Origin of the sequence: Candidatus Accumulibacter phosphatis (assembly GCF_000024165.1) — a bacterium.
Lineage (GTDB): Bacteria > Pseudomonadota > Gammaproteobacteria > Burkholderiales > Rhodocyclaceae > Accumulibacter > Accumulibacter phosphatis.
In genome coordinates, this window is record NC_013194.1 from 3350392 (window position 1) to 3376747 (window position 26356).

Genomic DNA, 26356 nt, shown 5'->3' on the forward strand with positions numbered 1-26356 from the left:
ACCTCACTTCATTTCAAGGCCGCGGTAAGCTCATCGCGACCAACAACCGCCGTACCGAACCTGCCAACCACCAGGCCGGCAGCAACGTTCGCCACATGCACGGCCTCTTCCCAACCCGCACCGCCGGCAAGCATCACGGCAAGCGTCGCGATGACGGTATCCCCGGCACCGGAAACGTCGAAGACCTCTCTCGCCACCGCCAGCTCATGCAGCGCCCCGCCGGCATGGAAAAGCGACATCCCCTCCTCGCTACGCGTCACCAGCAGTCCGTCCAGCCCGAGACCGGCACGCAGCGCCTCCGCCTTGCGTGCCAGTTCTTCGGGATCCTGCCAGCGACCAACCACCGCGCGCAGTTCCGCCCGGTTGGGTGTAACGACGGTAGCGCCTGCATACTTCGAGAAATCGTCGCCCTTGGGGTCGACCAGCACGTGCTTGCCGGCATCGCGTGCCAGTCGAATCATCTCGCCGATATGCGTCAAACCGCCCTTGCCGTAGTCGGAGAGGATCACCGCGTCACAGTCGCCAAGACGCGTTGCGAATTCAAGCAACTTGGCCCGCAGAACCTCGTGCGACGGCGAGGTCTCGAAGTCGATCCGCAACAGCTGTTGCTGACGGCCAATCACCCGCAGCTTGACGGTGGTGCTGATCGCCGGGTCAACGTGCAGATTGACCGCAATGCCGCTCGCTTCCAGCAAGCGCAGCAGGCTCCGCCCGGCTTCGTCGTCGCCGACGACCGACAGCAGACCCACCTGCGCCCCCAGGGCGGCGACATTGCGGGCGACGTTGGCCGCTCCACCCGGGCGCTCTTCGCTGCGCTCAATCTTGACAATCGGCACCGGGGCCTCGGGCGAAATGCGCGTCACGTCGCCAAACCAATAGCGATCGAGCATCACGTCGCCGACAATCAGCAGCCTGGCTGCCGACAGATCAGCAAGCCGCATAGGCGCCTGCCGCGATCCTGCAAGCCCTGCTCGGGCGGCGGCCGTGCCCGGTGGCACGCACGCGCAATGGGAACATGAACGTCCTAGGGTGTCAGGTCGAATTCTTCGGTACGTTTGGGCGAATACGTCTCCCAACCGCCGCAAGCCGGACAACGCCAGTAGAACTGGCGCGCCTTGAAGCCGCAATTATCGCACCGATAGCGAGCCAGGCGCCGCGTATAGCTCTGCACTATCGCTTTCGCCAGGTCCAGATCAGGACGAATCTCCGGAGCGGCAAACAACAAGCGTGCTTCCAGCAACTTGTCGAAACCGAGCAGCGTCGGGTTACGTTTCAGCTCGTCACGAACGAGGCGGTACGCCGCCTCGGGTCCATCGCCTTCAAGCACCAGTTGAAAGACAACGTCAAGCAGGTCGAGCGAGGGGTAGCGCTCGAGGTAGCCGCGTAACAGGCGCAGCCCCTCCTCACGCCGATCGAGCTTGCGGAACGCGTCGAGCAGGCGTTGCGCGACCAGCGCGAGGTAAGTCGGGCCCTGCTGCTCGATCCGCTGCCACGAGTCGATCGCCGCATCGTACTGCTCCTGCTGAAACGCTATGTCACCCTGCAGAAGGCTGGCCCGAACGCACTTCCGGTTGCGGCCAAGCGCGGTCTGCAGGTGGCTCGCCGCGAGATCGTGACGCGAGCGGATCATCTCGGCGGCGGCCAGTTCGCAATGGTACTCGGCGATTTCCTTGTGCGACGCGAAATCCGGCAGTTCCGATGCGATGACGATCGCCTTTTCCCAATCCTTCTCCAGTTGATAGATCTCGAGCAGATTGCGCTTGGCGTCTTCCGCCAGTTCGGACTCGCGCAGCTTGTCGAAGATTTCCTCGGCCCGATCAAGCAACCCAGCCTTCAGAAAATCGTGCCCGAGTTCGGCCAGCGCTTGCAGTTTCAGATCCTGCTTGAGGTCCTCGCGCTCCAGGAGATTCTGGTGCATCCGGATCGCCCGCTCGGTTTCGCCGCGGCGACGAAAGAGGCTGCCGAGCGCAAAGTGCAGCTCGATGGTCTCGGGGTCGACCCGGACGGCTTCGACAAAAGCCTCGATCGCGCGATCGGGCTGCTCGTTGAGCAGGAAGTTGAGCCCTTGAAAGTACGAACGCGGCAAGGCCCGCGACTCCCTCACCAGATGCCGGATGTCGATGCGTGCGGCCGCCCAGCCGAGCCCGAAGAAGAGCGGAAAAAGCAGCAACTGCCAGTACTCGAATTCAATCATGGAATCGGCTTTGTGATGTTCAGACCCGGTGGAGCGGGTCGCTGGCCACGCTGGTCCGAGCTTCGTTCAACTCACGCTGCAGGCGGGCGAGTTCGCGGCGCTGGCCAAGCAGAGTGCTGGGCAGGAAGAGCACGGCGAGGCCGGCGCCGCCAGCAAGAGACGCGAGCACGACAATGATCAGGGGCGCGTGCCAAGTGGCATCAAGAAAGACATGCACGCCAACCGGATCGGTGTTCTTGATGGCAAACGCAAAAAGGAGAAGGAACAGGACGATTCTCGAGGTCCACGACAATCCACGCATCAATCACCTTCCCACAGAAAAACGGGCGGCATGTTGCCGCCCGCAAACCCGTACTCACTGATCACTCAGATCGATTCCAGGGAGCCGTCCACGCGCTCCCGCAACTCCTTGCCAGCCTTGAAGTGCGGCACCCACTTTTCCGGAACGTTGACCTTCTCCCCCGACTTCGGGTTACGCCCGACGCGCGGTGGCCTGTAGTTCAAGGCGAAGCTCCCGAAACCGCGGATCTCGATGCGATCGCCGTTTGACAGCGCCTCGGCCATCGCCTCGAGAATCATCTTGACCGACAGGTCCGCATCCTTGGCGACCAGTTGTGGGAAGCGCTCGGCCAGTTGGGCGATGAGATCCGACTTGGTCATCGCTCGAACCTATTGCGGATTGTTCAGCTTGGCTTTTAGCAACGCCCCGAGGTTGGTCGTGCCCGAGCTGGCACTGCTGCTATCGGCAGAAAACTTCTGCATCGCCTCCTGCTGCTCGGCCTGCTCCCTGGCCTTGATCGACAGGCTGATCGAACGCGTCTTGCGGTCGATGTTGATGATCATCGCCTCGATCTGGTCGCCTTCCTTGTAGACCCTGGTGAGGTCGTCGATCCGATCACGCGAGACTTCAGACGCCCGCAGATACGCCTCGATGTCGCCGTCCAGCATCACCACCGCGCCACGCGCGTCAACCGATTTAACCAATCCACGCACGATGCTGTTCTTGTCGTGCGTGGCAATGTAGCTGGTGTAGGGATCGCCGTCGAGTTGCTTGATACCCAGGGAAATCCGCTCCTTGTCGGTGTCGATGGCGAGAACCACGGCATCAACCTCGTCGCCCTTCTTGAAATTGCGAATGGCTTCCTCACCCGGCAGCGACCACGACAGGTCGGACAGGTGCACCAGGCCGTCGATGCCGCCGGGCAGGCCGATGAACACGCCGAAGTCAGTGATCGACTTGATCGCGCCACGCACCCGGTCGCCCTTCTTGTAGTTCATCGAGAAGTCGTCCCACGGATTGGCAGCGCACTGCTTCATCCCCAGCGAAATCCGCCGCCGGTCCTCGTCGATCTCGAGGATCATCACCTCGACTTCGTCGCCCAGCTGAACGACCTTGGACGGATGGACGTTCTTGTTGGTCCAGTCCATCTCGGAGACATGCACCAGTCCTTCGATTCCCTGCTCGATCTCGACGAAGGCGCCGTAGTCGGTGAGGTTGGTGACCTTGCCGAAAAGACGGGTCGTCGGCGGGTAGCGACGCGAAATGCCAACCCAGGGATCTTCGCCGAGCTGCTTGAGGCCGAGCGAAACGCGGTTCTTTTCCTGGTCGAACTTGAGGATCTTGGCCTGGACTTCGTCGCCGACCGCGAGAACCTCGGACGGGTGCCGAACACGACGCCACGCCAGATCGGTGATGTGCAGCAGGCCATCGATGCCGCCGAGATCGACGAAGGCGCCGTAGTCGGTGATGTTCTTGACCACGCCCTTGACGATGCTGCCTTCCTTGAGGGCGGCGAGCAGGGCATCGCGCTCTTCGCCGACGCTCGCCTCGAGGACGGCACGCCGCGAGACCACCACGTTGTTACGCTTGCGGTCGAGCTTGATGACCTTGAATTCGTAGGTCTTGCCTTCGTACGGCGTGGTGTCCTTGACCGGACGCATGTCCACCAGAGAGCCCGGCAGGAAGGCGCGGACGCTGTTGGTCATTACCGTCAGCCCCCCCTTGACCTTGCCGGTGATCGTGCCGACCACGAGACTACCGTCGTTCAGCGCCTGTTCGAGGGCATTCCACGCAGCGACCCGCTTGGCACGGTCGCGCGACAGGCGCGTTTCGCCGAAACCGTTCTCGAGTTGCTCGATGGCCACCTGGACGAAGTCACCGACCTTGACTTCGAGTTCGCCCTGGTCATTGCGAAATTCCTCAAGTTCGATATAGCTTTCGGACTTGAGGCCGGCATTGACGACGACAAAATTCTGGTCGATGCGCACGACTTCTGCGGTGATGACCTCTCCAGGGCGCATTTCCTGACGCCCGAGGCTCTCTTCGAAAAGTTCGGCAAAGCTTTCTTGCATGCTGGGATTGGCTGACATATATGTTGAGTTACCTAACCGCAACGGCTGCGGGGTGAGTTGATAACGATCACCAGTTCCCGACACTCCGGGGACCCCGCTGCGGAGCAGGTCCGCAGAACCGGCAGGCCGCGGGAGGATCCGCCGCCTGGCCGACGACGACGCGTCGAACTGGTGACACCACTGGCTGACGGCGACTGCCGTTCACCCTTTTTTCGGAACCTTGTTGACCCAGTCGAGCACCTTGGCCACCGCAATTTCGATGGTCAGGTTGGTCGTGTCGAGCAATTCAGCATCCGTACTCTGCTGCATCGGGGCGACGCTGCGTTGGCTGTCCCGTTCGTCGCGTTCGCGCAAATCCAGCAAGAGATCTGTAATACTAGCAGCGATTCCTTTGTCGATCAACTGCTTATGGCGTCTCCTGGCACGCATCTCGACAGTCGCGGTGAGGAAGACCTTGGTCGAGGAATCCGGGAACACCACCGAGCCCATGTCGCGGCCATCGGCTACCAGCCCGGGCGGGCGGCGGAAGGCACGCTGCCGGAAGAGCAGCGCCGCGCGCACGCCCGGCAAGGCCGCCACTCGCGAGGCACCGGCGGAGATCTTCTCGTTGCGGATGGCATCACCGACATCCTCGCCGGACAGCCTGATCGCGGTGCCGGCAAACTCGACATCGAGACCGGCGGCGATCGCCGCCACGCCGGCTTCGTCGTCCCAGCCGACGTCCGCCCGGGCAGCGGCCAGGGCCGTCAGCCGATACAAGGCCCCGGAATCGAGGTAGTGCCAGCCGAGCGCCTCGGCGACACGCGAGGCGATTGTCCCCTTGCCGGACGCCGAGGTGCCATCGATGGCGATCACCGGCACCGCCTGCGTGACTTCGGCAAAGCGCGCGAAATAGTCGGGGAAGGTCTTCGCCACCGTCTGCGGATCATTGATGCGCAGCGGCGTCCCCAGGGCCGCCACCGAGAAACACATGGCGATGCGGTGATCGTCGTAGGTGTCGATCACCGCCGGTTGCAGGGCCCGGCCCGCAAGCGGAGGGGACACGCGAATGAAATCCTCGCCGACATCGACGCGCGCGCCGAGCTTGCGCAACTCGGTCGCCATGGCGGCGATCCGGTCGGTTTCCTTGACCCGCCAACTCGCGATGTTGCGCAGGCTCGTCGGCCCCTCGGCAAACAGCGCCACGCTGGCCAGGGTCATCGCCGCATCGGGAATGTGATTGCAGTCGAGATCGATCCCCTGCAAGCTGCCGGCGTCGGGCGCCGAGGCTTCGAGCCAGTTGGCACCGCAAGTGATTCGCGCCCCCATCAGCGCCAGCGCATCGGCAAAGCGGACGTCGCCCTGCATCGAGTCACGGCCAACGCCTTCGACGCGCAGCGGCCCTCCGCCGATGGCACCCAGGGCGAGAAAATACGACGCCGACGAGGCGTCACCTTCCACGTGCAGCACTCCCGGCGAGCGATAGGTGCTACCGGCCGCTACCGTAAAGCGGCGCCAGCCATCGCGCTGGATCTGCACACCAAAGCGCGCCATGGTCGCCAGCGTGATTTCCACATAGGGTTTCGAGATCAGTTCGCCGACCACTTCGACCGTCGTCTCGACGCCACGCAGCGGCAGCGCCATCAACAGTCCGCTCAGGAACTGGCTCGACACGTCGCCACGCACGACGACCGCACGCCCCTCCTCGCCCCGACCCGGCATCGGCGGGCTGATCGCCAAGGGCGGAAAGCCGGCTTCCCCCAGGTAGCGGATGTCGGCACCGAGTTGCCGCAAACCATCCACCAGGTCGCCAATCGGACGTTCGTGCATGCGCGGCACCCCCGACAGCCGGTAGTCACCGCCGGCAAGGGCGAGGACCGCCGTCAGCGGCCGAAAGGCCGTTCCCGCGTTGCCCAGAAACAGGTCGGCGGCACGTACGGGAAAAACCCCGCCAACCCCGGTGACGCGAAACACCGTGTCGCCCAGCGGCTCGACGCCAACGCCCAGCGCTCGCAGTGCATCGAGCATGCGCGCCGTGTCGTCCGCGACCAGCAGGTCGTGAAGCTCGGTTTCGCCGCTCGCCAGAGCGGCCAGCAGCAGCACACGGTTGGAAATGCTCTTCGAGCCGGGCAAGCGCAACGTGCCGCGCGCCCCGACCAGTTGCGGCAGATCGAGATAGGCTGTGCTCACTCGCTCGCCTTGTTCTCGGCCCAGGCCCGCCGCGCCGCGCGCGCCACGTCGAAGGCCGCTTCCAGACCGGCACCGTCGGAACGTTGCAGAGCATCGCGCAGCTCATCGAGCTGCGCGCGGTAGCGGTCGAGTTCGTCGAGCAGCGCCGTCCGGTTGGCCAGACAGATGTCGCGCCACATCTCCGGATGGCTGGCGGCGATACGCGTGAAGTCGCGAAAACCACTCGCCGCGAAATCGAAAAGGAGATCGCGGTTGTCGCGCCGGGTCAGGTCATGCACCAGGGCAAAAGAGAGGAGGTGGGGCAGGTGGCTGACGGCGGCGAAGACGCGATCATGCTCCGCCGGACTCAGCTCCCTGACCAGAGCGCCGCAGCACTCCCATGCCGCGCGCACGCGCGCCACGCTCGCCACCGCGTTCTCGGGAAGCGGCGTCAGCACCACCTGCTTCTGGCGATAGAGATCGGCGCGCGCAGCCAGCGCACCGCTGTTCTCGGCACCGGCAATCGGATGTGCCGGCACGAACTGCCCAAGCCGCTCGCCGAAGTGCGCGCGTGCGGCGGCAACCACGTCTCCCTTGGTGCTGCCGGCGTCGGTGACGACGGTCTGCGGGCCCAGACAGGGGGCGATGCGCGCCATGATCTCGGGGGTCGTTCCGACGGGCGTGGCAATCAGGACGAGGTCGGCGTTGCCCACCTCCTGGCCGATGTTGAAGCCGGCGCGGTCAAGGATGCCGAGGTCGAGCGCCTGCGTCAGCGAACCCAGGCGTCTTCCAAAACCGACGACCTCGCCAACCTCCCCGGCGGACTTGAGGGCGAGCGCGAAAGAGCCGCCGATCAGGCCGACGCCAAAGATGACGATCTTGCCGAACTGCGGGGCCCCGTTCACAGCCGGAGAGCCCACTGCCGGGCGATCACAGGGAACCCCCGAGCGCTTCCAGGAAGCGGGCGTTCTCTCTCTCCGTGCCGATCGTCACGCGCAGCCACTCGGGCATCCCGTAAGCCGCAATCGGACGCACGATCACCCCATGCCTGAGCAAGCTCTGGTTCACCAGCGCCGCCTCGCTCACCCGAAAGGTCACGAAATTGCCGTGCGATGGAATGTGCTGGCAGCCGATCCGCTTCAGCCCGCCGACGATCTGTTCCATTCCCGCCCGATTCAGGGCATAGCTGCGGGCGACGAATTCATGGTCGTCGAGTGCGGCCGTGGCCGCCGCGAGCGCCATGTTGTTGCAGTTGAAGGGCTGACGAACGCGATTCATGAGGTCGGCGATCTCGGCCGACGTCAGCGCATAGCCGACGCGCAGGCCCGCCAGACCGTAGATTTTCGAGAACGTGCGGGTGATCATTAGATTCGGCAGGTCGGCGAGCCAGGCAGTCGTATCGACCCGATCACCGGGAGACAGGTATTCGTTGTAGGCCTCGTCGAGGACAACGACGACATCCGACGGTACCGACTCGACAAACGCCTTGAGCTGGCCATACGGCGCAAAGCTGCCGGTCGGATTGTTGGGGTTGGCAATCCAGACCAGCCGCGTATCGGGCCGGATCGCGCCGCGCATCGCCTCCAGGTCATGGCCATAATCCCGTGCCGGAACGGCGATTGGTTCGGCACCGGCCGACAGCGTCGCCAGCGGATAGACGGCAAACGCATACTGGGCGAACACGGCCGTGCGACCGGGCGCGAGAAAAACGCGCGCCACCAGATCGAGAACGTCGTTCGAACCATTGCCGAGCACGATGCGCTCCATGCCGATGCCCGTCCGCTCAGCCAGCGCCTGTTTCAGCAGGAAGTCGTCCGGGTAGCGCGACAAGTCCGCCATCGCCTGTTCCGCAGCGGCCCGCGCTTTCGGGCTCATGCCGAGCGGATTTTCGTTGGACGCCAGCTTGACGATCTGGTCGACGGCGATGCCCATCTCGCGCGCCAGCTGGGTAATCGGCTTGCCCGGCTGGTAGGGCGAGATGGCCCGGACGTAGGGTAACGATTGTTCGCAGAGTGCCATCGGCAGTCCTCGAAAGTATTGCGTTAGTAGGCCGCCATCGGGTAGGAGCCGAGCAGCTTCAGGTACGGCGCCCGCCGCCCGAGTTCGGCAAGCGCGGCGCGCACAGGCGGATCGTCGCGGTGGCCCTCGACATCGACGAAAAAGACGTACTCCCAGAGCGTGTGCCGAGCCGGCCGCGACTCGAGCCGCGTCAACGACACCGCGGCGTCGGAGAAGGGCGACAGCAGCTGGCTCAAGGCGCCGGTCTGGTTGGCGGCGGACATGATCAGCGACGTCTTGTCGCGCCCCGACGGTCCGGCATCCTGACGACCCAGGACGACGAAACGCGTCGTGTTGTTCGGCTCGTCCTCGATGTTGCTCGCCAACTGCGGCAGCTGGTAGCGATCGGCCGCCGCCTGCCCGGCGATCGCCGCCGCACCGGCCTCGCCGGCGGCGAGTTGCGCCGCCTGCGCATTGCTGCCGACCGGTATGCGCTGCGCCTGTGCCAGCGAGCGGTTCAGCCACTCGTGGCATTGCGCCAGCGACTGGGCATGCGAATACACCTTGCGCACATCGGCAAGCGACGCTTCGCTGGAGAGCAGGTGCTGATGGATGCGCAGGACCACCTCACCACAGATCTTCAGCGGCGTCGTCAACAACAGGTCGAGCGTACGTCCGATCGCACCTTCGGTCGAGTTCTCGATCGGCACCACCGCGTAGTCGGCATGCGCGGCCTCGACCTCGCGGAAGACATCGTCAATCGAGATCTGCGGCATCAGGCGGGCGGCGTGACCGAAGTGCTTGGTCGCCGCACCCTCCGAAAAGGTGCCGAGAGGTCCGAGGAAGGCGATGCCCAGCGGCTGCTCGAGCGACAGGCACGCCGACATCACTTCGCGGAAGAACCAGGTGATCGTTTCGTTGGCCAGTGGGCCCGGGTTCATTTCCTGGACCCGGTGCAGCACCTGAGCCTCACGCTCCGGACGGTAAATGAAACCCGCTTCGCCGTGGCGCGCCTTGATCTGGCCAACCTGCTGCGCATACCTGGCACGCTGGTTCAGCAGTTCGAGCAGATCACCATCAACTCGGTCGATCTGCTGACGGACGATCGCCAGCTCCTTCTGCAGATCCTCGTTCATGCTCCCACCCGCAGTCACCAGCCGCCGGTCGACCACTCACCACCCAGGACGGCCAAGGAGGCCGGCGCAACAGGGGCGGTCGAAACATGCAGCACGCGCGTCACTCCTCGCCCGGATCAGCGTACTGGCCCCCGGCTGCCGGCTCACCTGGCTGCTCGACCAGATCGGCAATCTCGGCATCGTCTTCGGTCTCGACGATCTTCTCGAGGCCCGCCAGCTTCTCGCCGGCGTCAAGGGCAATCAGTGTCACGCCCTGCGTGGCGCGACCCAACTCGCGAATCTCACGCACACGAGTGCGGATCAACACGCCACCGGTCGTGATCAGCATGATCTCGTCCTCATCACGAACCAGGCGAGCGGCCACCACTCTGCCGTTGCGCTCGCTGCCGGCAATGGCGATGACGCCCTGCGTGCCACGCCCCGAATGCCGGAAATCCGCGAGCACCGTGCGCTTGCCGAAGCCATTCTCGGTGGCCACCAGGACGGTCTGCTGATCGTTGTCGGCGACCAGCAGCGAGAGAACCTGTTGCTGGTCCGCCAGCCGCATCCCGCGCACACCGCGCGCCGTGCGTCCCATCGGCCGGACGTCCTCCTCGTCGAACCACACCGCCTTGCCGGCGTCGGAAACCAGGACCACGTCCTGCGTACCGTTGGTGATCTCGGCACCGATCAGGACGTCCTCGTCATCGAGGGCGACGGCGATGATGCCGGCCTTGCGCGGATTCGAGAAATCGGACAGCGGCGTCTTCTTCACCGTCCCTTGTGCCGTGCACATGAAGATGTAGCGATCGTCGGTAAACTCCTTGACCGGCAGGATCGCGCTGATCTTCTCGCCTTCCTCGAACGGGAACAGGTTCACGATCGGCTTGCCGCGACTGGTTCGCGTCCCTTGCGGCACTTCATAGACCTTCAGCCAGTACACCCGGCCCCGATTGGTGAAGCAGAGAATGAAATCGTGCGTGTTGGCGACGAACAGGTGATCGACGAAATCATCGGTTTTCATCGCCGCCGCCTGCTTGCCGCGTCCGCCACGCCGCTGCGCCCGGTAGTCGGCGAGCGGCTGCGATTTGATGTAGCCGGTGTGCGACAGCGTCACGACCATATCGACGGGGGTGATGAAGTCCTCGATACCCAGGTCCTGGGTGCTGATGACGATCTCCGAACGCCGCTTGTCACCGAACTGGGCACGGATCGCGGTCAGTTCCTCGACGATCATCTCGGTGATCCGCTCCGGCCGCGCCAGGATATCCATCAGGTCGGCGATGCGCGCCAGGAGTTCGCCGTAATCCGCGACGATCTTGTCGCGTTCGAGACCGGTCAGTCGTTGCAGGCGCAGTTCGAGGATCGCCTGCGCCTGCGCTTCGGAGAGCAGATAACCGCTCGCCGACAGCCCGTATTCCAGGCCCAGCCCTTGCGGACGCGTGGCGTCGAGCGCCGCACGCTGCAGCATCTCGGCCACCGTCGGTGACGTCCACAACCGCGACATCAAGCCGCGGCGAGCATCGGCCGGCGTCGGCGACGCCTTGATCAGGGCGATGATTTCATCGACGTTGTCGAGCGCCACCGCCAGGCCTTCCTGGATGTGTGCCCGTTCGCGCGCCTTGCGCAGTTCGAAAACGGTGCGCCGGGTGAGCACTTCGCGTCGGTGCCGCAGGAAACACTCGAGCATCTGCTTGAGGTTCAGGAGCCGTGGCTGGCCGTCGACCAGCGCCACCATGTTCATGCCGAAGGTATCCTGGAGCTGCGTCTGCTTGTACAGGCAGTTCAACACCACCTCGGCGACTTCGCCGCGCTTCAGCTCGATGACGACGCGCATGCCCGACTTGTCGGACTCGTCGCGCAGGTCGGAAATGCCCTCGATCCGCTTCTCGTTGACCAGCTCGCCGATCTTCTCGAGCAGCGTCCGCTTGTTCACCTGGTAGGGCAGTTCGTCGATGATGATCGCCTGACGGTTGTTGCCCTTGTCCATGTCCTCGAAATGCGTCCGGCCGCGCATCACCACGCGCCCACGCCCGGTGCGGTAGCCCTCGCGCACGCCGGCGACGCCGTAGATGATGCCGGCCGTCGGAAAGTCGGGGCCCGGCACCAGGTCGATCAGTTCGTCGATCGTCACCTCGGCGTTGTTGAGCAGCGCCAGGCAGGCATCGATGATTTCGCCCAGGTTATGCGGCGGAATGTTGGTCGCCATGCCGACGGCGATGCCCGCCGAGCCGTTGATCAGCAGATTCGGAATGCGCGCCGGCATGACCAGCGGCTCCTCCTCGGAGCCGTCGTAGTTGGGTCCGAAATCGACCGTTTCCTTGTCGATGTCGGCCAGCAGTTCATGCCCGATACGCGCCATCCGCACTTCGGTGTAACGCATCGCCGCGGCGTTGTCGCCGTCGACCGAGCCGAAGTTGCCCTGCCCGTCGACCAGCATGTAGCGCAGCGAGAAATTCTGCGCCATGCGCACGATGGTGTCGTAGACGGCCGTGTCGCCATGCGGGTGGTACTTGCCGATGACATCACCGACGATACGGGCCGACTTCTTGTAGGGCTTGTTCCAGTCGTTCGACAGCTCGTGCATGGCGAAGAGGACGCGCCGATGCACCGGCTTGAGACCGTCGCGGGCGTCCGGCAGAGCCCGCCCGACAATGACGCTCATTGCATAATCGAGATACGAGCGCCGCATCTCGTCTTCGAGGCTGACGGGCAGGGTTTCCTTGGCGAAAGCTTCCATCTTCTTCCCGCTGATGACGCGACTGAGGGGGTAATGTCGGCGTCGTGATCAAGCCCGTGATTCTATCACGCCAGCGCTGCCTCTGGCCTGACGAGTCGCGCATTGGCGCGCATTGGCGGCGGTCAGACGGCGCGGGGCGCGGGCTGGATCCGTATACGCCAGGAGTCCCAGTGGCGGGCACGGTCGATGCCCTGGGCAGGCTCGCGCGCATCAATCGACACGCCGGCAGATACTGCGACCGCGGCGGCGCGGCGCCGGGCGTTTGCGCCGGCCGGGCGGCAGCGATCAGCTAGCGCCGATGGTTTCCCGCAAGGCGCGCACCTGCGCCAGGCCAGCGGCGTCGTCGAGCCTCGCGAAAGCCGCCTCGGCCAGCGTCAGGACGTCCCGCGCCTCCTCGCGCGCGCCGCCCATCGCCAGCACCTGCGCCAACAGTTGGCCGATTCCTCCGATGAAATCCGGGCGACCGAGCTGCCGGCTGGTCGCGAAGGCCGCGACGAGGTCGTCGTGGATCCGCTGCAGGCCGCCACTCTCGTGCTCGCCGCGCTGCAAGCGAAGCGCAGCCATCGAGTAGCGGATGTGCGCGAGGCTGTCGATATCGCCCAAGCGCTCGGCGACCGGCAGCCGTTGTTCGTGCAAGGCCAGCGCCTCGTCGAGCTGTCCGCGGGAGGCGAGGATGTCGGCGATCCTGCCCTGGGTCACCGCCTTCGACCGGACGTCGCCGAGGCGCTCGAAAGCGAGAAGCACTTCTTGGCGAAGGATGCGCAGCGCCTCGTCGAGCTGGCCGCGGGAGGCGAGGATGTCGGCGATCTTGCCCTGGGTCACCGCCTTCTCCCGGACGTCGCCGAGGCGCTCATAGACGGGCAGCTGTTCTTCGACCCGGATGCGCAGTGCCTCGTCAAGCTGGCCGCGGGAGGCGAGGATGTCCGCGATGCAGCCCTGGGTCACCGCCTTCGACCGGACGTCGCCGAGGCGCTCATAGACGGGCAGCTCTTCTTCGACGCGGAGGCGCAGCGCCTCGTCGAGCTGGCCGCGGGAGACGAGAATGTCGGCGATGTAGCCCTGGGTCACCGCCTTCGACCGGACGTCGCCGAGGCGCTCATAGACGGGCAGCTGTTCTTCGACGCGGAGGCGCATCGCCTCGTCGAGCTGGCCGCAGGAGGCGAGGATGTCGGCGATGCGACCGACGGCGACGGCTGCGCTGCGACGATCGTCAATTTCGCGGAACGCCGCCCCTGCGGCCTTGGCGTGTGCCAGAGCGGCCTCCGAGCGGCCGAGCGACTGCTCGATGTCGCTGGCTTCGAGCATCAAATCGGCGTCCGGTCCGCCCGGCTCGCCAATGCTCCGCAGATAGTCGCCGATCTCGGCCAGGCGTCGTTCGCGCTGCGCGCGCTCGGCGCTGCCGAGGAAGATCGAACCACGGTGCACCGCCAGACGCTCCGCTGGCGGGTGCGAGAAATCGAGCACCGCCGCGCGCCACGCCCAGAGGTCCGGGGCTTCGCTGGCGACGGTCGCGATGGTGCCGGGGTCGAGCCACAGCACGAGCGTATTGGGGACGTCGGCGGCCAGCGACTCGCGGCGATAGTTGAGCGCATGCAGGGCTTCCGGACCGGCTTGCCGCAGCCAGGCCTCGACGCCGACGAGGTGGATCGGGTTGTGCTGCGGGCCGATCCGCCGCAACTCGTCGAGCACCACCGACGGCCCGGCGAGCGGCACGAGATCGACGATTACTGCCGACGGGTGGCGGACGTCGATGCGGTCGATCAGCGCTTGCCGATAGGCGAACGAGAGGCACCCGGCGAAGACCAGTTGAAAGCCGCCGGCGTGCTCGAGCAGGCGTTGCAGGCGCAGGAAATCGCCGCTGTGGCGACCGTCGAGATCCTCGCCGAAAACCGCCGCCGGCGCGCTCGAACTGGCCGCTGCCAGAGTCGGCTGTTTAGCTACGGGAGAGTTCATCGGCCGACAAGGCGAGCCGGGATTGCTCGGCACAGTAGCCGTCGAGCGCCCGCACCGCCGGATGCGACTGCCACCAGTAGCTGTTGTATTCGAGTAGGGCGAGATCGTAGAGCAAACGCCGGGTCTGCTCGGTGACCGGCGCGTAGTCGGTGCCGGCCCGGTCGATCCGGGCGAGCAGCGCGAAGTCGTCGGGCTGCACCAGGCGCCGATACTCGTTGGTCAGCCGCCGCGCCGCGGTAGCCGCCACCTGGCCGCTGATCGGTCCCTGGTCGATCTCCTGGAAGCAGAGGTTGACGAGCCGTAGCAGGTCGCGCGGATGGCCGCCGGAATGCGCGATGAGCCCGTCCAGGGTCGCCGGGTCGTCGAAGTTCTCCGCCGGCAGGCGCCTATGGACGAACTCGCGCAGGCGCTGCCAGGCGACGGGTAGCGGCTCGTGCTGGCCCTTCTCGGCCAACTTGACCATCGGTAGACGGAAGATGGCGTCGAAATTCTGGCCGACCTGCCCCTGTTCGTTGAGCACGCCGATCGGCGCACAATAGATGCAGTTGCCGCGCTATTGGCGGGAGCTGGTGGCTGTCGCGGACGAAGAAGTCGTCGGCCCCGTCACCGCGCAGACGATCGGTGCCATCGACGACGAAGATCACTGCGTGCCCTTTGCCGTGCTTGTCGACCTCGCTTTCGACGAATGACAGGAGCTGGTTGAAACCGCGCGCGAGCACCGAAAAAGAGTTCCTTACACTCTCGCGAATCTCGGTCTTGTAGGTGGTGTTGCTGCGAATCGCCGCCGTCAGACTGGCGAACAGCTTGCCGACGAACGGCAGCCCGGTTTCTGCCTTGACGCCGGCCTTGACCTCGCCGCTGAGGCTGGTCGTCAATGCCGTGTTGCGGCTGACCTCGCGAAACCACTCGTGCAGCGGCGTCAGGAAAACCTCGGGGACGGTGATGCCGGCCTGCTCGACGCTTGCCGCCAGGGCTTCCGCGAGGGCCAGAGCGACGTCGGCGTAAGTCAGGTTGTTGATGTCGAGCGCCTGCAGCGCGTCGATCGAGACAACGAGGAAGCGTTCGGGCCCGGCGAGTTCCGCGGCGATCGCCCGCAGCTCGGTACTCTTGCCGCAGCCGCGATGGCCGCCGAAGAGGATGCATTTGCCGACCGGCGGGACGCGCAAGCGCCGCGCATCCACCTCGATTCCGAGTTCGCGCAGCAGGCGCTTGCTGTTGTAGTCGCCACGCGCGTCGTTCAAGGCCACGCGGCGCTCATCGCCGGGTGCGAGAGGCTCGTCGTACTGGAAATTCTTGCGGTAGTCCCAGATATCCAGCGTTGGTCCTTCTCCCGAACAGGCCGGCAAACCAGGCCGGCAAACGGCGGCATGGCGGCTGAGTGCTCGCCGCGACTCCAGCTTTTGCTCGTTGGCGGATCGGGCGGGCTGCGTGGCCCCGGATTTCGCTTGCGCTGCATCCGGGCTACGTGGTTACGCGGTTACGTGGTTACGCGGCGACGGTGGTGCGGCGGGACAGCGCGTTGCCGGCCGCCACCCACCGGAACAGCGTCAGCCGAGGCGTTCGGCGTTGTCCTTGACCTGGCGAATCAGCGGTGCGAGAGCGGCGTCGGTGAGGGTCGCGGCACTGCCGAAAAGCGCGTACCAGGCGAGTGCGCTGCCGACGAGCGCCTCGCCCAAGTCGGCCTGCCGTTCCCGCAAGTCCTCTACGCTGCGACTGGCGGCCAGCGACATGGCGCTGCCGGCGCAGGCAGCCATCGCCTCGCCGGTGCGTGTCCAGAAGCTGGCGACTTCACCGGGCAACGCGCTTGCCATGGCAGCCAGGCCCTCCAGCGGCACGGCGACCTTCTCGCGCGTCATCAGCGCCATTTCTTCCCAGTCGTGCCCGTCGCCTGATGTATGACCGCGCAGCAGGCCGTAACTGCGCTGCGTGATGACTTCCATCGACGCGAGCATCCCCTGGTTGAACTGCCTTCCCAGGCGGGTCCATTGCAGGACCGGTGCCAGCAGTTGATCACGGACTTCCTCTCGATTCATGTCTGATTCTCCTGAAATTGTCGTCGACGGGACGTCGATCGGTGTTGGGAATTAGGTACACAGCGGCCGGACTGCCCCGGCAGGCTTGTGAACCGTCAGGATACCTCGTTTTCCCGCGAACGACGGTCCTTCATCAGAGGTAGCGTGCCGCGTCGTCGAAGTCGATTCCTTGCGTAGCGGGTAGTTCCGCACGCGCGACGCGTGCCACCATGAAAGCTCTCTGCCGCGGTGGTCCGGCCAGCTCGGCGACCGAAAAGTCGACGTCCGCAGCCCGCTCGGAACTCCCTTCCTCGAGCACGACGTTCATCGTGCTCAGCCGCAACTGCCTTTGCCCGACGCGCAGGTGACGCTCGGGGTTGGCGAGCACGTCGCGCAGGCACTCGAGTTCCATGGCCAGCGCCGACTGGGTGTCACCCACCGTTTCGAGTTGCCGCTCGTTTTCCTGTAGCTCGGTTTCAAGCCTGGCCTGCTCGTTGCGTGCTGCTGGCGGCGAACCGAACATCGACCCGAGACCTGGACCCTGCTGCTGCAACAGGCGCAGGCGGGCGCGAATCAGCGCACGATTGGCCTCGAGTTGCTGCCTTTCGACGCGATCCTCGCCAATCTCGGCCAGAGCCCGGCCGAGCAGATACTCGAAGGCCTCGACGCCGACGATACGGCGCAAGCGGGATTCGTCCCGGCCGCAGATGTGCGCCCGGTGGTCCGAGAAGCTGACACTGGTCTGGACCACGTCGCGCTGGACCAGTTCACCCTGCAAGGCCATCCCGAAGACGCGCTGCTCATTGAATGCCATGCCGAGGACCAGGCAGGCCTCATCGAGCTCGGGGAACTTGTCGAACAGGGTACGCAGATTGTCCGAACGTCCAAGTGCCTTCGGGATATCCGAGGGGGCAACAAAGAACGCCCGCAAGGCGGGGTCAGTAGCCCAGGTCGCCGTCGACACCGGCCGTGCATCGGGCAGTGCCTTGATCATCGCGCGCAGGAATTCTATGGTGGTGCCGACGGCCGGGGCCAGATGACTGTGGCACGCGGGCAGCACCTTCAGGCGCGGATTGGTCAGCGTGATCGCCTTCTCGGTGGCTGCCCCAATCATCTCGTCGGACACACGGTCCGGATCGAACTGCGCCGGCCTGTTCTTGAACCAGTCGAGAATGCCCATAACCCCTCCCGCTAGCGAAAGCCCTGCCTGCTTTCGTCGACACAGCAACGGTACTTCAGCGCGCTGGGTTGCGCGTGCGGACCAGCGCGGGGTCGCGCGGGAATCACCCTAGTGGATGACGACGGACAACCGTCTCCGCGCGCTCCGGTCCGGTCGACACGATGTCGATCGGAATGTCACACAGTTCTTCGATGCGCGCCAAATAGGCCTGCGCCGCCAGCGGCAGCGCGGCCATCGTAGTCGCGCCAACCGTCGACCCTGACCAGCCGGGAAGGCTCTCGAGGACCGGCTCACAGGCGGCGACCTCGTCGGCGCCCATCGGCAGGAGGTCGACGATGCTGCCGTCGAGCCGATAACCGGTACAGATCTTCAGCTCGGCAAGACCATCGAGAACGTCGAGTTTGGTGATGCACAGACCAGTGACCCCGTTGATCTGGATCGAACGCTTGAGCGCCGCGACATCGAGCCAGCCGCAGCGACGTTTGCGTCCGGTGACGGTGCCGAACTCCCGGCCTTTCTGAGACATCTGGTGTCCTGGCAGGCCCTCGGTCTCGATATCGAGCTCGCTCGGGAAAGGCCCGCCGCCAACGCGCGTGCAATAGGCCTTGGTGATTCCCAGGACGTAGTGCAGCATGCCCGGACCGATGCCCGAGCCGGCGGCCGCCTGACCGGCAACGCAGTTCGATGAGGTGACGAAGGGATAGGTGCCATGATCGATGTCGAGCAGCGCCCCTTGAGCTCCTTCGAAGAGCAGATTGTGGCCGGCCTTGTTCAGCGCATGCAGCGCTGCCGATACGTCGGTGACCAGCGGCTTGATCTCCTCGGCGTCGGCCATCGCCTGCGCCAGTACGGCTTCGCAATCGACTGCCGCGGCACCCAAATAGCGAGTCAGCACGAAGTTGTGGTAGTCGAGATTCTCCTTGAGCTTCTCGGCAAAACGGGCGGGATAGAACAGGTCGTAAACGCGTAGCGCACGGCGCGCCACTTTGTCTTCGTACGCGGGCCCGATGCCCTTGCCGGTCGTGCCGATCCTGACGTCCGCACAGCGCGCAGCCTCACGAGCATGATCGAGGGCAGAGTGGTAGGCGAGGATGATCGGACAGCCCGGGCTGATCTTGAGCCGCGAGCGGACATCGATGCCACCTGACTCGATCACCCGGATCTCGCTGATCAGGTGATGGATATCGAGCACGACACCGTTGCCGATGAAGCAATCGACCCCGTCGCGAACGATCCCCGAGGGCACCAGATTGAGCTTGTAGACCTTGTCGCCGACGACCAGCGTATGACCGGCGTTGTGGCCGCCCTGAAAGCGCACGACCCCCTTCGCATGATCGGTGAGCCAGTCAACGATCTTGCCCTTGCCCTCGTCGCCCCACTGGGTGCCAACGACTACGACGTTCTTAGCCATTCCTGTCATTTGTCCCTGTTGATTGCCTCAATGACCCACTGCCCGCTACGTTCGACCAGTCGACGATCGCACAGCGGCCCCTCGCTGCCCGTCTCGCCGGGGAGAAGCTCGACGACCGTCTCGCCGCGCTCACGCAAGAGGTCGATCGCCTGCGCTGCGGCGGCATTGGCCGCCGCGTACGGCGCCAGAATCGCCTTTGCAGGTGCGACGCTGGTCGCCTGCCGTGCCAATTCACGCAAGTCGAGCGAGAAACCGGTAGCCGGCCGGGCCCGGCCAAAAGCCCGGCCAACCCCGTCATAACGCCCGCCAAGCGCGACGGCGCTCGAGAACGCCGGAAGATAGGCGGCAAAGACGGCGCCATTGTGATAATGGTAGCCGCGCAAGTCGGCCAGATCGAAGGACAGCGGCAGATCGGGCAAGGAGGCCTGCAGCTGCCGCAGGGTGGTCAGTGCGGTGGTGATTGCCGGCAGTGCAGGGAGCGCGCTGGTCGCTGCCACCAAGGTCTCCGGGCCCCCGTAGAGGTCGGGCAGGCCGAGTAGCGCCGAAGCGAAGGGTTCGTCGAGTCGCCGACACAGATCGCGCAGGCCAGGTACATCCTTGGCCTGCAGCAACTGCAGCAGCACGGCTTCGAGGTCGCCGGAGAGGCCTGCAGCATCGGCCAGCGCGCGAAAGACACCAACGTGGCCGAGATCGATACGTACCGCCGGTACTCCCGCACAACGCAAGGAATCTGCCATCAGCCGAATGATCTCGTGGTCGGCTGCCACCCCGGCATGGCCGAACAACTCGGCGCCGATCTGAATCGGCTCGCGGCTCGCCGCCAGCGAAGCCGGCAGGGTGTGCAGGACGCTGTCGCAGTAACAGAGTCGCGTCACCCCCTGCCGATTCAGCAGGTGCGCATCGATGCGGGCCACCTGCGGCGTCATGTCGGCGCGCACACCAAGCGTGCGTCCCGAGAGTTGGTCGACGCACTTGAAGGTACGCAGCTTGAGATCCTGCCCCGAACCCGTAAGCAACGATTCGAGGTGCTCGAGCAGCGGCGGCATGACCAGTTCATAGCCGTGGACGCGAAACAGGTCGAGCAGCAGGCGGCGCAAGCGTTCAATGTGTGCCGCCTCCAACGGTAACGCGTCGGCGATGTGTTCGGGCAGCAGCCAGTTCATTTGAAAACGATCAGGAGCACCAGCCCGATCAGCATCGACGTCAGACCGATGAAACGGATCTGCCCATCGGTGAGGCGGATCAAGCGACGAAAGGTCTCACGCCAGGCGCTCGGCGCCACAAACGGCAGCAAGCCCTCGAGCACCAGCATCAGGGCAAAGGCCAGCAACAGGTTGTTGCTCATCTGCCGGCTTTGTCGCCACCCCGGCCGACGCTCTTCATGTATTTGAAGAAATCCGAACTGGGTTCGACGACAATCACATCGTTCTTGCCCTTGAAGCTGCCGCGATACGCCTCCAGGCTGCGATAGAAGGCGTAGAACTCGGGATTCTTCTCGAAGGCTTCGGCATAAATGGCCGAGGCCTTGGCATCGCCCTCACCCTTCATCTTCTGGGCATCGCGATAGGCTTCGGCAACGATCACCTCGCGTTGCTTGTCGGCGTCGGCCCGGATCTTCTCGGCCTCGGCAGAACCCTGCGAACGCAGTTCATTGGCCACGCGCTTGCGCTCCGCGTCCATGCGGCGATAGACGGATTCGCTGACGTCGCTGGGGAGCTCGACGCGCTTGACGCGCACGTCCACGATCTGCACGCCGATGTTGCGGGCATCCAGGTCAGCCTTTTCGCGCATCTGCTCCATGATCTTGTTGCGCTCACCGGAGACCACTTCATGCACGGTCCGCTTGCCGAACTCCTCACGCAGACCGGCATTCACGGTTTGTGCAATACGCGTCTTGGCGCGCGATTCGTCACCGGCGACCGACCGGTAGTAGAGCTTGGGATCGATGATTCGCCATTTGGTGAAGGAATCCACCAGCACGTTCTTCTTCTCGGAGGTGAGAAAGCGTTCAGGCTCGGCACTGTCGAGCGTCAGGATGCGCTTGTCGAAATAACGCACGTTCTGGATCAGTGGCCACTTGAAATACAGGCCCGGTTCCTCGATGACGTTGCGAATCTCGCCGAGCTGGAAAACCATCGCGTACTGCCGCTGATCAACGGTGAAGATCGTTGCCCCGAGCAGAACCAGCACGGCCACGAGAACCGCCGCAAATACATTGAGTGTTCTCATCAGCGCGACTCCCGATCACGCTGCCGTAAGGTCTCGCGCGACCGCGCCTCGTTCTTTTCGACGACCTGTGGCGGCACCTCGTTGGAAATCGCCGGTGTCGAGCGCGCCGCGGCAGGCACCTCGGCACTGCCCGTCGCAGGCGCACCCACTACCGCCCCGGCGGCCTGGATCAACTTGTCGAGCGGCAGGTAGAGGAGATTGCCCTGCCCCTTGGCGTCGACCATTACCTTGGAGGTATTCGAGTAGACCTGCTGCATCGTCTCGATATACATCCGGCTGCGGGTGACTTCCGGAGCCTTCGCGTATTCGGTGTTGATCTGCCGGAAGCGGCTGGCGTCACCCTCGGCCGTGGCAATGACGCGCTTCTTGTAGCCCTCCGCCTCTTCCGTCAGCCGCGCCGCCGTACCGCGCGCTTTCGGGATGACGTCATTGGCGTAGGCCTGGCCCTCGTTTTTCTGGCGCTCGCGGTCCTGCGAGGCCTTGACCGCATCGTCAAACGCTGCCTGAACCTGTTCCGGCGGCTGCGCGTTCTGCATCGTCACCTTCGAAATCAGAATCCCGGTCTTGTAGCGATCGAGGATCTCCTGCATCAGCTTGGAAGCATTGGCCGCGACCGTATCGCGCCCCTCGTAGAGCACGAAGTCCATCTTGTTCTTGCCGACGACCTCGCGAATCGCCGTCTCGGCCACCTGCATCACCGCGTCGTCGGCATGCCGGTTGGTAAACACGTAGTCGACCGGATCCTTGAGGATGTACTGCACGGCAAACTGGATATTGATGATGTTCTCATCATCGGTGAGCATCAGCGCTTCCTTGAGAACCTTGTTCTTCTCGCTGCCGCGATAGCCTATCTCGAGCGTGCGGACCCCCGAAACATTGACCAGCTCATGCGACTGAATCGGATACGGCAGCCGCCAGCGTAGACCGGAATCCGTGCTTTCCTTGTAACGGCCGAACTGCAGGACCAGGCCCACCTGCGACGCGTCGACAATATAGAAGCCGCTCGCCAGCCAGACGACGACGACCAGCGCCAGCAGCAGCCCGATACCGCCGCCGAGAAACTTTGGATTGAACTGGACCGGCGGCCGGTCGCCGCCGCGATCGCCGCCGCGGTCACCACCGCCGCCACGCTGCCGATCGAAAATTCCGGACAGACGACGATTGAGATCGCGCCACAACTGCTCAAGGTCGGGAGGCCCCTGGTTGGGACGCTTGCCACCACCGTCATCGTTGCCGCGATTGCCCCACTGTGGGTCATTGAGCGACATAAACACTCCAAGGCTTGAAATCATGGGGACCAGTCTGAATCAGTAATCAGGTCGGTAGCCTGCACAGTTGCGGCGGCCGAGGACCGCTCGCGCAGCCTGCCCGTCTTCGCGAGAGCCACTTCGGCCAGCGCTTCCCGCAGTAGTGGCAGTCCGTCACCGCCTTTGGCGCTGACACGAACGCGGCGGATTCTACCATATTCGTCACGCTCGACTGCCGGTGGTAGTCCGGTCAGATCGAGCTTGTTGAGCACCAGCAACTGCGGAACGTCGGCGGCACCGATCTCCGCAAGAACCTTGTTCACATCGGCTATCTGCTCGTCACGCGCTTGGCTTGCCGAATCGACCACGTGCAGCAGCAGATCCGCCTCGGCAGTCGCTTCGAGTGTGGCGTGGAAGGCTGCCACCAGCGAGTGCGGCAGATCGCGGATGAAGCCGACCGTGTCGGAGAGCACGATATGGCCGGCTTCCGCCAGCCACAGTTTACGCGTCGTCGTATCCAGCGTCGCGAACAACTGGTCGGCAGCAAACACGCCCGCATGCGTGAGTGAGTTGAACAGCGTCGATTTGCCGGCGTTGGTGTAGCCGACCAGCGATACGTTCAGCAGTTCGCCGCGTCCCCGCGCCTTGCGCTGCACGCCGCGCTGGCGCTCGAGCCTGCCCAGTCGCTCTTTCAACAGCCTGACGCGAATCCCCAGCAGGCGCCGGTCGGTTTCGAGCTGAGTTTCACCCGGACCGCGCAGGCCGATACCGCCCTTTTGCCGTTCCAAGTGCGTCCAGCCACGCACCAGGCGAGTAGCGAGGTGCTCGAGCTGCGCCAGCTCGACCTGCAGTTTGCCCTCGGCGCTTTGCGCACGTTGCGCGAAAATATCGAGGATCAGACTGGTCCGGTCGATGACGCGACACTGCAGGGCGCGCTCCAGATTGCGCTCCTGCCCAGCGCTCAGTTCGTGATTGAAGATCACCAGGTCGGCCTCGTGCGCGGCGACTTCGGCGGCGACCTCGAGCACTTTTCCCTTGCCGGCGTAGGTCGCCGCATCCGGGCTGTGACGACGCCCATGCACCACCGCACAGACAGCGGCGCCTGCCGACCGGGTCAACAGACGAACCTCTTCCAGCTGTTCGGTCAGGTCGTCACGGCCGAAGTCGAGCTGGACGATGACCGCGCGCTCCTCACCCGAGGGACGCTCATGCATGTCGGTGACCTGGGAAAGACGGCTGCAACGGGGAACCGTCAGAAGATCGCTGCAAACGCGGGCTGACCCAGCCCGGTGCCAGCGCGACGGAACGATGGAGACGAGGCGACCCGCTCACGCCTCGCCGTCGGCGTCCTGCTGAATGGTGATCGGACGCGAGGGCACGACCGTCGAAATGGCATGCTTGTATACCATTTGGGTGACCGTGTTCTTGAGCAGGACGACATACTGGTCGAAGGACTCGACCTGACCTTGGAGCTTGATGCCATTCACGAGGTAGATCGAAACCGGCACGCGCTCGCGCCGCAGCGTGTTCAAAAAGGGGTCTTGTAGAAGTTGCCCTTTGTTAGTCATCCTTCAAACTCCATCTTTAATTATGTTCTGGGAGTTTCAGCATAATGGATTTTGCCGCCGTTTGCCAGATCAGGGCGCAAGATGCTCGGCCGGCCGGCTGCCCGCTGGCGAATTCTGCAGGCGAAACGGCAGCATCGAACATACCGTCCGGTGAGCTGCCGATTGGCTCGGTGCGGTGCTTCAGGTAGTGTACGGCTCCTGAGTACGGCTCTTGATTCGAAACTCAAACTCGCGCAACCAAGGAAGACCATGGGCATCTTCGATTACCACGAAGCCTTTTCGAGAAATGTCGGCTGGGTTACCGAATCCGAGCAGCAGAAACTGCGTCAGTCGCGCGTGGCCATTGGCGGGCTCGGTGGAGTCGGCGGCGTTCACCTGCTCACCCTCGCCCGTCTGGGTATCGGTCGGTTTTCGATTGCCGACTTCGATGTCTTCGAAACAGCCAACTTCAATCGCCAGATCGGCGCCGGGGTGGACACGCTGGGCCGCCCGAAGATCGACGTGATGGGCCAGATGCTGCGTAACATCAACCCGGAGGTCGATCTGCGCGCCTTCGCTGACGGCATCCAGGCGGACTCGATCGATGCCTTCCTCGATGGAGTCGACGTCTACGTTGACGGCCTGGACTTCTTTGCCTTCGGCGCCCGGCGAATGACCTTTGCCGCGTGCGAACGCAAGGGCATTCCGGTGGTCACTGCAGCTCCTCTGGGCCTCGGCACCGCCCTGGTGGTCTTCGGCCCCGGTGGGATGTCGTTCGAGGACTACTTCGGTTGGGACGATGGCGATGAACTCGAGATGTCGGTGCGCTTCCTCGTCGGCCTGTCGCCGGCGATGCTCCAGCGTGGCTACGTAGCCGACAGCACGCGCATCAATCTGGCGGAGAGGCGCGGCCCGTCAAGCATGGCCGCGTGCCAGCTCTGCGCCGGCGTGACGGCGGTGGACGTCCTCAAGCTGCTCCTCGGCCGCGGCGGCGTTAGACTGGCCCCCTGGGCCAGCCAGTTCGATGCCTACCGCATGCGCCTCGTACGGACCTGGCGCCCCCTCGGCTACCGCAACCCGCTACAGCGCCTGATGATCATGCTGGTCAAGGCACAACTCAACGGAATGGCCAAAACACCACCGAGCGGCCGCCACCATGAACCGTGAGACCTTGCTCCAGTTGCTGGATCTCGCGCGCTGGGCACCCAGCGGCGACAACACGCAACCCTGGCGCTTCAGCATCGTCGGCGACCAGCACTTGCGCGTGCATGGCCACGATACGCGTGACCACGTCCTCTACGACTACGAAGGTCGTGCCAGCCATATGGCGCACGGTGCGCTGCTCGAGACGCTGCGCGTGGCGGCATCGGGTTTTGGTCTGGCAACGCACTGGACAGTCGAGGCCGACGAGGAAGCGCGCGCGCCCACGTACGACGTGCATTTCTCGACGAATCCGGGCGTGCCGCCAGACCCGCTCTTCCCACATATCCAGCAACGGGTCGTCCAGCGCCGGCCGATGCGTACCACGCCGCTGACCGCGGCGCAGCGCGCGGCGATCGAAGCGGCCGCCGGCGATGAAGTCGCCGTCCAGTATTTCGCATCCTTCGCGAAGCGCCTCAAGGTGGCGTCACTGCTTTGGCACAACGCTGAAATACGCCTCACCTGCCCCGAGGCGTTCGCCGTGCATCGGGACGTCATCGAATGGCGAGCCCGCTTCAGCCAGGATCGTATTCCGGAGCAGGCGGTTGGCGTTGACCCGATGACCGCCCGTCTCATGGAATGGGTCATGCAGAGCTGGGAGCGCGTGCAGTTCTTCAATCGCTACCTCCTGGGCACCGTCATTCCACGCGTCGAGCTCGACTTCCTGCCGGCTGTCCTGTGCGGCGCGCACCTGCTGCTGCGCCCCAGACAAGCACCTGCCGGGCTGCACGACTGGGTGCGGCTGGGCATGTGCCTGCAGCGTGTATGGCTGACGGTCGCCAGGGAGGGGCTGCACCTGCAGCCCGAATTGACCCCGGTGATCTTTCGCTGGTATGCGCGCGCCGATCGCCGGTTTTCCGCCGACCCGGCGCTATTCGCAAGCGCTCACCGCCTTGCGCAGGTGTTTGAAGATCTGGCCGGCTGCGGTCCGGACGAGCCCTTCTTTTTCTTCTGCCGTGTCGGAGTTTCGTCGGTACCGTCCAGTCGTTCGCTGCGACTCGAGCGCGAGCGCCTGATGCGTTAGCCGCGT

The 26356-nt window shown here is 64.5% G+C and carries 24 protein-coding genes; 2 read left to right on the top strand and 22 right to left on the bottom strand.

The window, feature by feature from the left end:
- Window positions 1-8: 8 nt before the first annotated feature.
- From rfaE1 to hfq, 22 genes are all read right to left on the bottom strand, one after another.
- A complete protein-coding gene (rfaE1, locus tag CAP2UW1_RS14420; protein ID WP_015767354.1) occupies window positions 9-941 on the bottom strand; it encodes a D-glycero-beta-D-manno-heptose-7-phosphate kinase in 933 nt (310 codons plus the stop codon).
- Between the two features lie 83 nt (window positions 942-1024).
- Window positions 1025-2191, bottom strand: coding sequence for a lipopolysaccharide assembly protein LapB (gene lapB, locus CAP2UW1_RS14425; RefSeq protein ID WP_041568556.1), 1167 nt, complete (start codon window positions 2189-2191; stop codon window positions 1025-1027).
- 22 nt (window positions 2192-2213) lie between these two features.
- Complete coding sequence (locus CAP2UW1_RS14430; RefSeq protein ID WP_015767356.1) at window positions 2214-2495, bottom strand: LapA family protein; 282 nt, start codon at window positions 2493-2495, stop codon at window positions 2214-2216.
- Window positions 2496-2560: 65 nt separating this feature from the next.
- Window positions 2561-2854: an integration host factor subunit beta gene (locus tag CAP2UW1_RS14435; protein ID WP_015767357.1), complete on the bottom strand. Its 294-nt coding sequence runs from the start codon at window positions 2852-2854 to the stop codon at window positions 2561-2563.
- 9 nt (window positions 2855-2863) lie between these two features.
- Complete coding sequence (rpsA, locus tag CAP2UW1_RS14440) at window positions 2864-4564, bottom strand: 30S ribosomal protein S1 (protein ID WP_015767358.1); 1701 nt, start codon at window positions 4562-4564, stop codon at window positions 2864-2866.
- Window positions 4565-4747: 183 nt separating this feature from the next.
- Window positions 4748-6715, bottom strand: coding sequence for a bifunctional 3-phosphoshikimate 1-carboxyvinyltransferase/cytidylate kinase (locus tag CAP2UW1_RS14445; RefSeq protein WP_015767359.1), 1968 nt, complete (start codon window positions 6713-6715; stop codon window positions 4748-4750).
- Window positions 6712-7599, bottom strand: a complete 888-nt coding sequence (locus tag CAP2UW1_RS14450) for a prephenate dehydrogenase (RefSeq protein WP_041568558.1) — start codon at window positions 7597-7599, stop codon at window positions 6712-6714. The genes CAP2UW1_RS14445 and CAP2UW1_RS14450 overlap by 4 nt, the downstream gene beginning before the upstream one ends.
- 25 nt (window positions 7600-7624) lie before the next feature.
- Window positions 7625-8713 carry a histidinol-phosphate transaminase gene (gene hisC, locus CAP2UW1_RS14455; protein ID WP_015767361.1) on the bottom strand — a complete coding sequence of 363 codons (1089 nt, stop codon included), beginning with the start codon at window positions 8711-8713 and terminating at the stop codon, window positions 7625-7627.
- Window positions 8714-8736: 23 nt separating this feature from the next.
- Window positions 8737-9828 carry a prephenate dehydratase gene (gene pheA / locus CAP2UW1_RS14460; RefSeq protein WP_015767362.1) on the bottom strand — a complete coding sequence of 364 codons (1092 nt, stop codon included), beginning with the start codon at window positions 9826-9828 and terminating at the stop codon, window positions 8737-8739.
- Between the two features lie 100 nt (window positions 9829-9928).
- A complete protein-coding gene (gyrA, locus tag CAP2UW1_RS14465; RefSeq protein ID WP_015767363.1) occupies window positions 9929-12547 on the bottom strand; it encodes a DNA gyrase subunit A in 2619 nt (872 codons plus the stop codon).
- 285 nt (window positions 12548-12832) lie between these two features.
- A complete protein-coding gene (locus tag CAP2UW1_RS14470; protein ID WP_015767365.1) occupies window positions 12833-14500 on the bottom strand; it encodes a tetratricopeptide repeat protein in 1668 nt (555 codons plus the stop codon).
- Window positions 14481-14954: a hypothetical protein gene (locus CAP2UW1_RS14475; RefSeq protein ID WP_199931475.1), complete on the bottom strand. Its 474-nt coding sequence runs from the start codon at window positions 14952-14954 to the stop codon at window positions 14481-14483. Before CAP2UW1_RS14475 ends, CAP2UW1_RS14470 begins: the two co-directional genes overlap by 20 nt.
- The gene (locus CAP2UW1_RS14480; protein ID WP_041567858.1) at window positions 14887-15747 is read right to left on the bottom strand and encodes a hypothetical protein; all 861 of its coding nucleotides are present in this window, start codon (window positions 15745-15747) and stop codon (window positions 14887-14889) included. The genes CAP2UW1_RS14475 and CAP2UW1_RS14480 overlap by 68 nt, the downstream gene beginning before the upstream one ends.
- A gap of 300 nt (window positions 15748-16047) precedes the next feature.
- On the bottom strand, window positions 16048-16533 hold the full coding sequence (locus CAP2UW1_RS14485) for a hypothetical protein (RefSeq protein ID WP_015767367.1): 486 nt from the start codon (window positions 16531-16533) through the stop codon (window positions 16048-16050).
- A 133-nt stretch (window positions 16534-16666) separates the two neighbouring features.
- Complete coding sequence (locus CAP2UW1_RS14490) at window positions 16667-17692, bottom strand: hypothetical protein (protein ID WP_015767368.1); 1026 nt, start codon at window positions 17690-17692, stop codon at window positions 16667-16669.
- Between the two features lie 103 nt (window positions 17693-17795).
- A complete protein-coding gene (locus CAP2UW1_RS14495; protein ID WP_041567859.1) occupies window positions 17796-19103 on the bottom strand; it encodes an adenylosuccinate synthase in 1308 nt (435 codons plus the stop codon).
- A 5-nt stretch (window positions 19104-19108) separates the two neighbouring features.
- Window positions 19109-20266 carry an ATP phosphoribosyltransferase regulatory subunit gene (locus tag CAP2UW1_RS14500; protein ID WP_015767370.1) on the bottom strand — a complete coding sequence of 386 codons (1158 nt, stop codon included), beginning with the start codon at window positions 20264-20266 and terminating at the stop codon, window positions 19109-19111.
- On the bottom strand, window positions 20263-20448 hold the full coding sequence (locus tag CAP2UW1_RS14505; protein ID WP_015767371.1) for a DUF2065 domain-containing protein: 186 nt from the start codon (window positions 20446-20448) through the stop codon (window positions 20263-20265). The genes CAP2UW1_RS14500 and CAP2UW1_RS14505 overlap by 4 nt, the downstream gene beginning before the upstream one ends.
- On the bottom strand, window positions 20445-21332 hold the full coding sequence (hflC, locus tag CAP2UW1_RS14510) for a protease modulator HflC (protein ID WP_015767372.1): 888 nt from the start codon (window positions 21330-21332) through the stop codon (window positions 20445-20447). The genes CAP2UW1_RS14505 and hflC overlap by 4 nt, the downstream gene beginning before the upstream one ends.
- The gene (gene hflK, locus CAP2UW1_RS14515; protein WP_015767373.1) at window positions 21332-22600 is read right to left on the bottom strand and encodes an FtsH protease activity modulator HflK; all 1269 of its coding nucleotides are present in this window, start codon (window positions 22598-22600) and stop codon (window positions 21332-21334) included. Before hflK ends, hflC begins: the two co-directional genes overlap by 1 nt.
- Before the next feature lie 20 nt (window positions 22601-22620).
- On the bottom strand, window positions 22621-23793 hold the full coding sequence (hflX, locus tag CAP2UW1_RS14520) for a GTPase HflX (RefSeq protein ID WP_015767374.1): 1173 nt from the start codon (window positions 23791-23793) through the stop codon (window positions 22621-22623).
- Between the two features lie 114 nt (window positions 23794-23907).
- A complete protein-coding gene (hfq, locus tag CAP2UW1_RS14525; protein WP_015767375.1) occupies window positions 23908-24147 on the bottom strand; it encodes an RNA chaperone Hfq in 240 nt (79 codons plus the stop codon).
- A gap of 249 nt (window positions 24148-24396) precedes the next feature.
- Here hfq and CAP2UW1_RS14530 point away from each other — a divergent pair, with 249 nt between their 5' ends.
- Window positions 24397-25293 carry a ThiF family adenylyltransferase gene (locus CAP2UW1_RS14530; RefSeq protein ID WP_015767376.1) on the top strand — a complete coding sequence of 299 codons (897 nt, stop codon included), beginning with the start codon at window positions 24397-24399 and terminating at the stop codon, window positions 25291-25293.
- Window positions 25283-26350 (top strand): nitroreductase family protein, encoded by a 1068-nt coding sequence (locus CAP2UW1_RS14535; RefSeq protein WP_015767377.1) that lies wholly within the window; start codon window positions 25283-25285, stop codon window positions 26348-26350. The genes CAP2UW1_RS14530 and CAP2UW1_RS14535 overlap by 11 nt, the downstream gene beginning before the upstream one ends.
- Window positions 26351-26356: the final 6 nt, after the last annotated feature.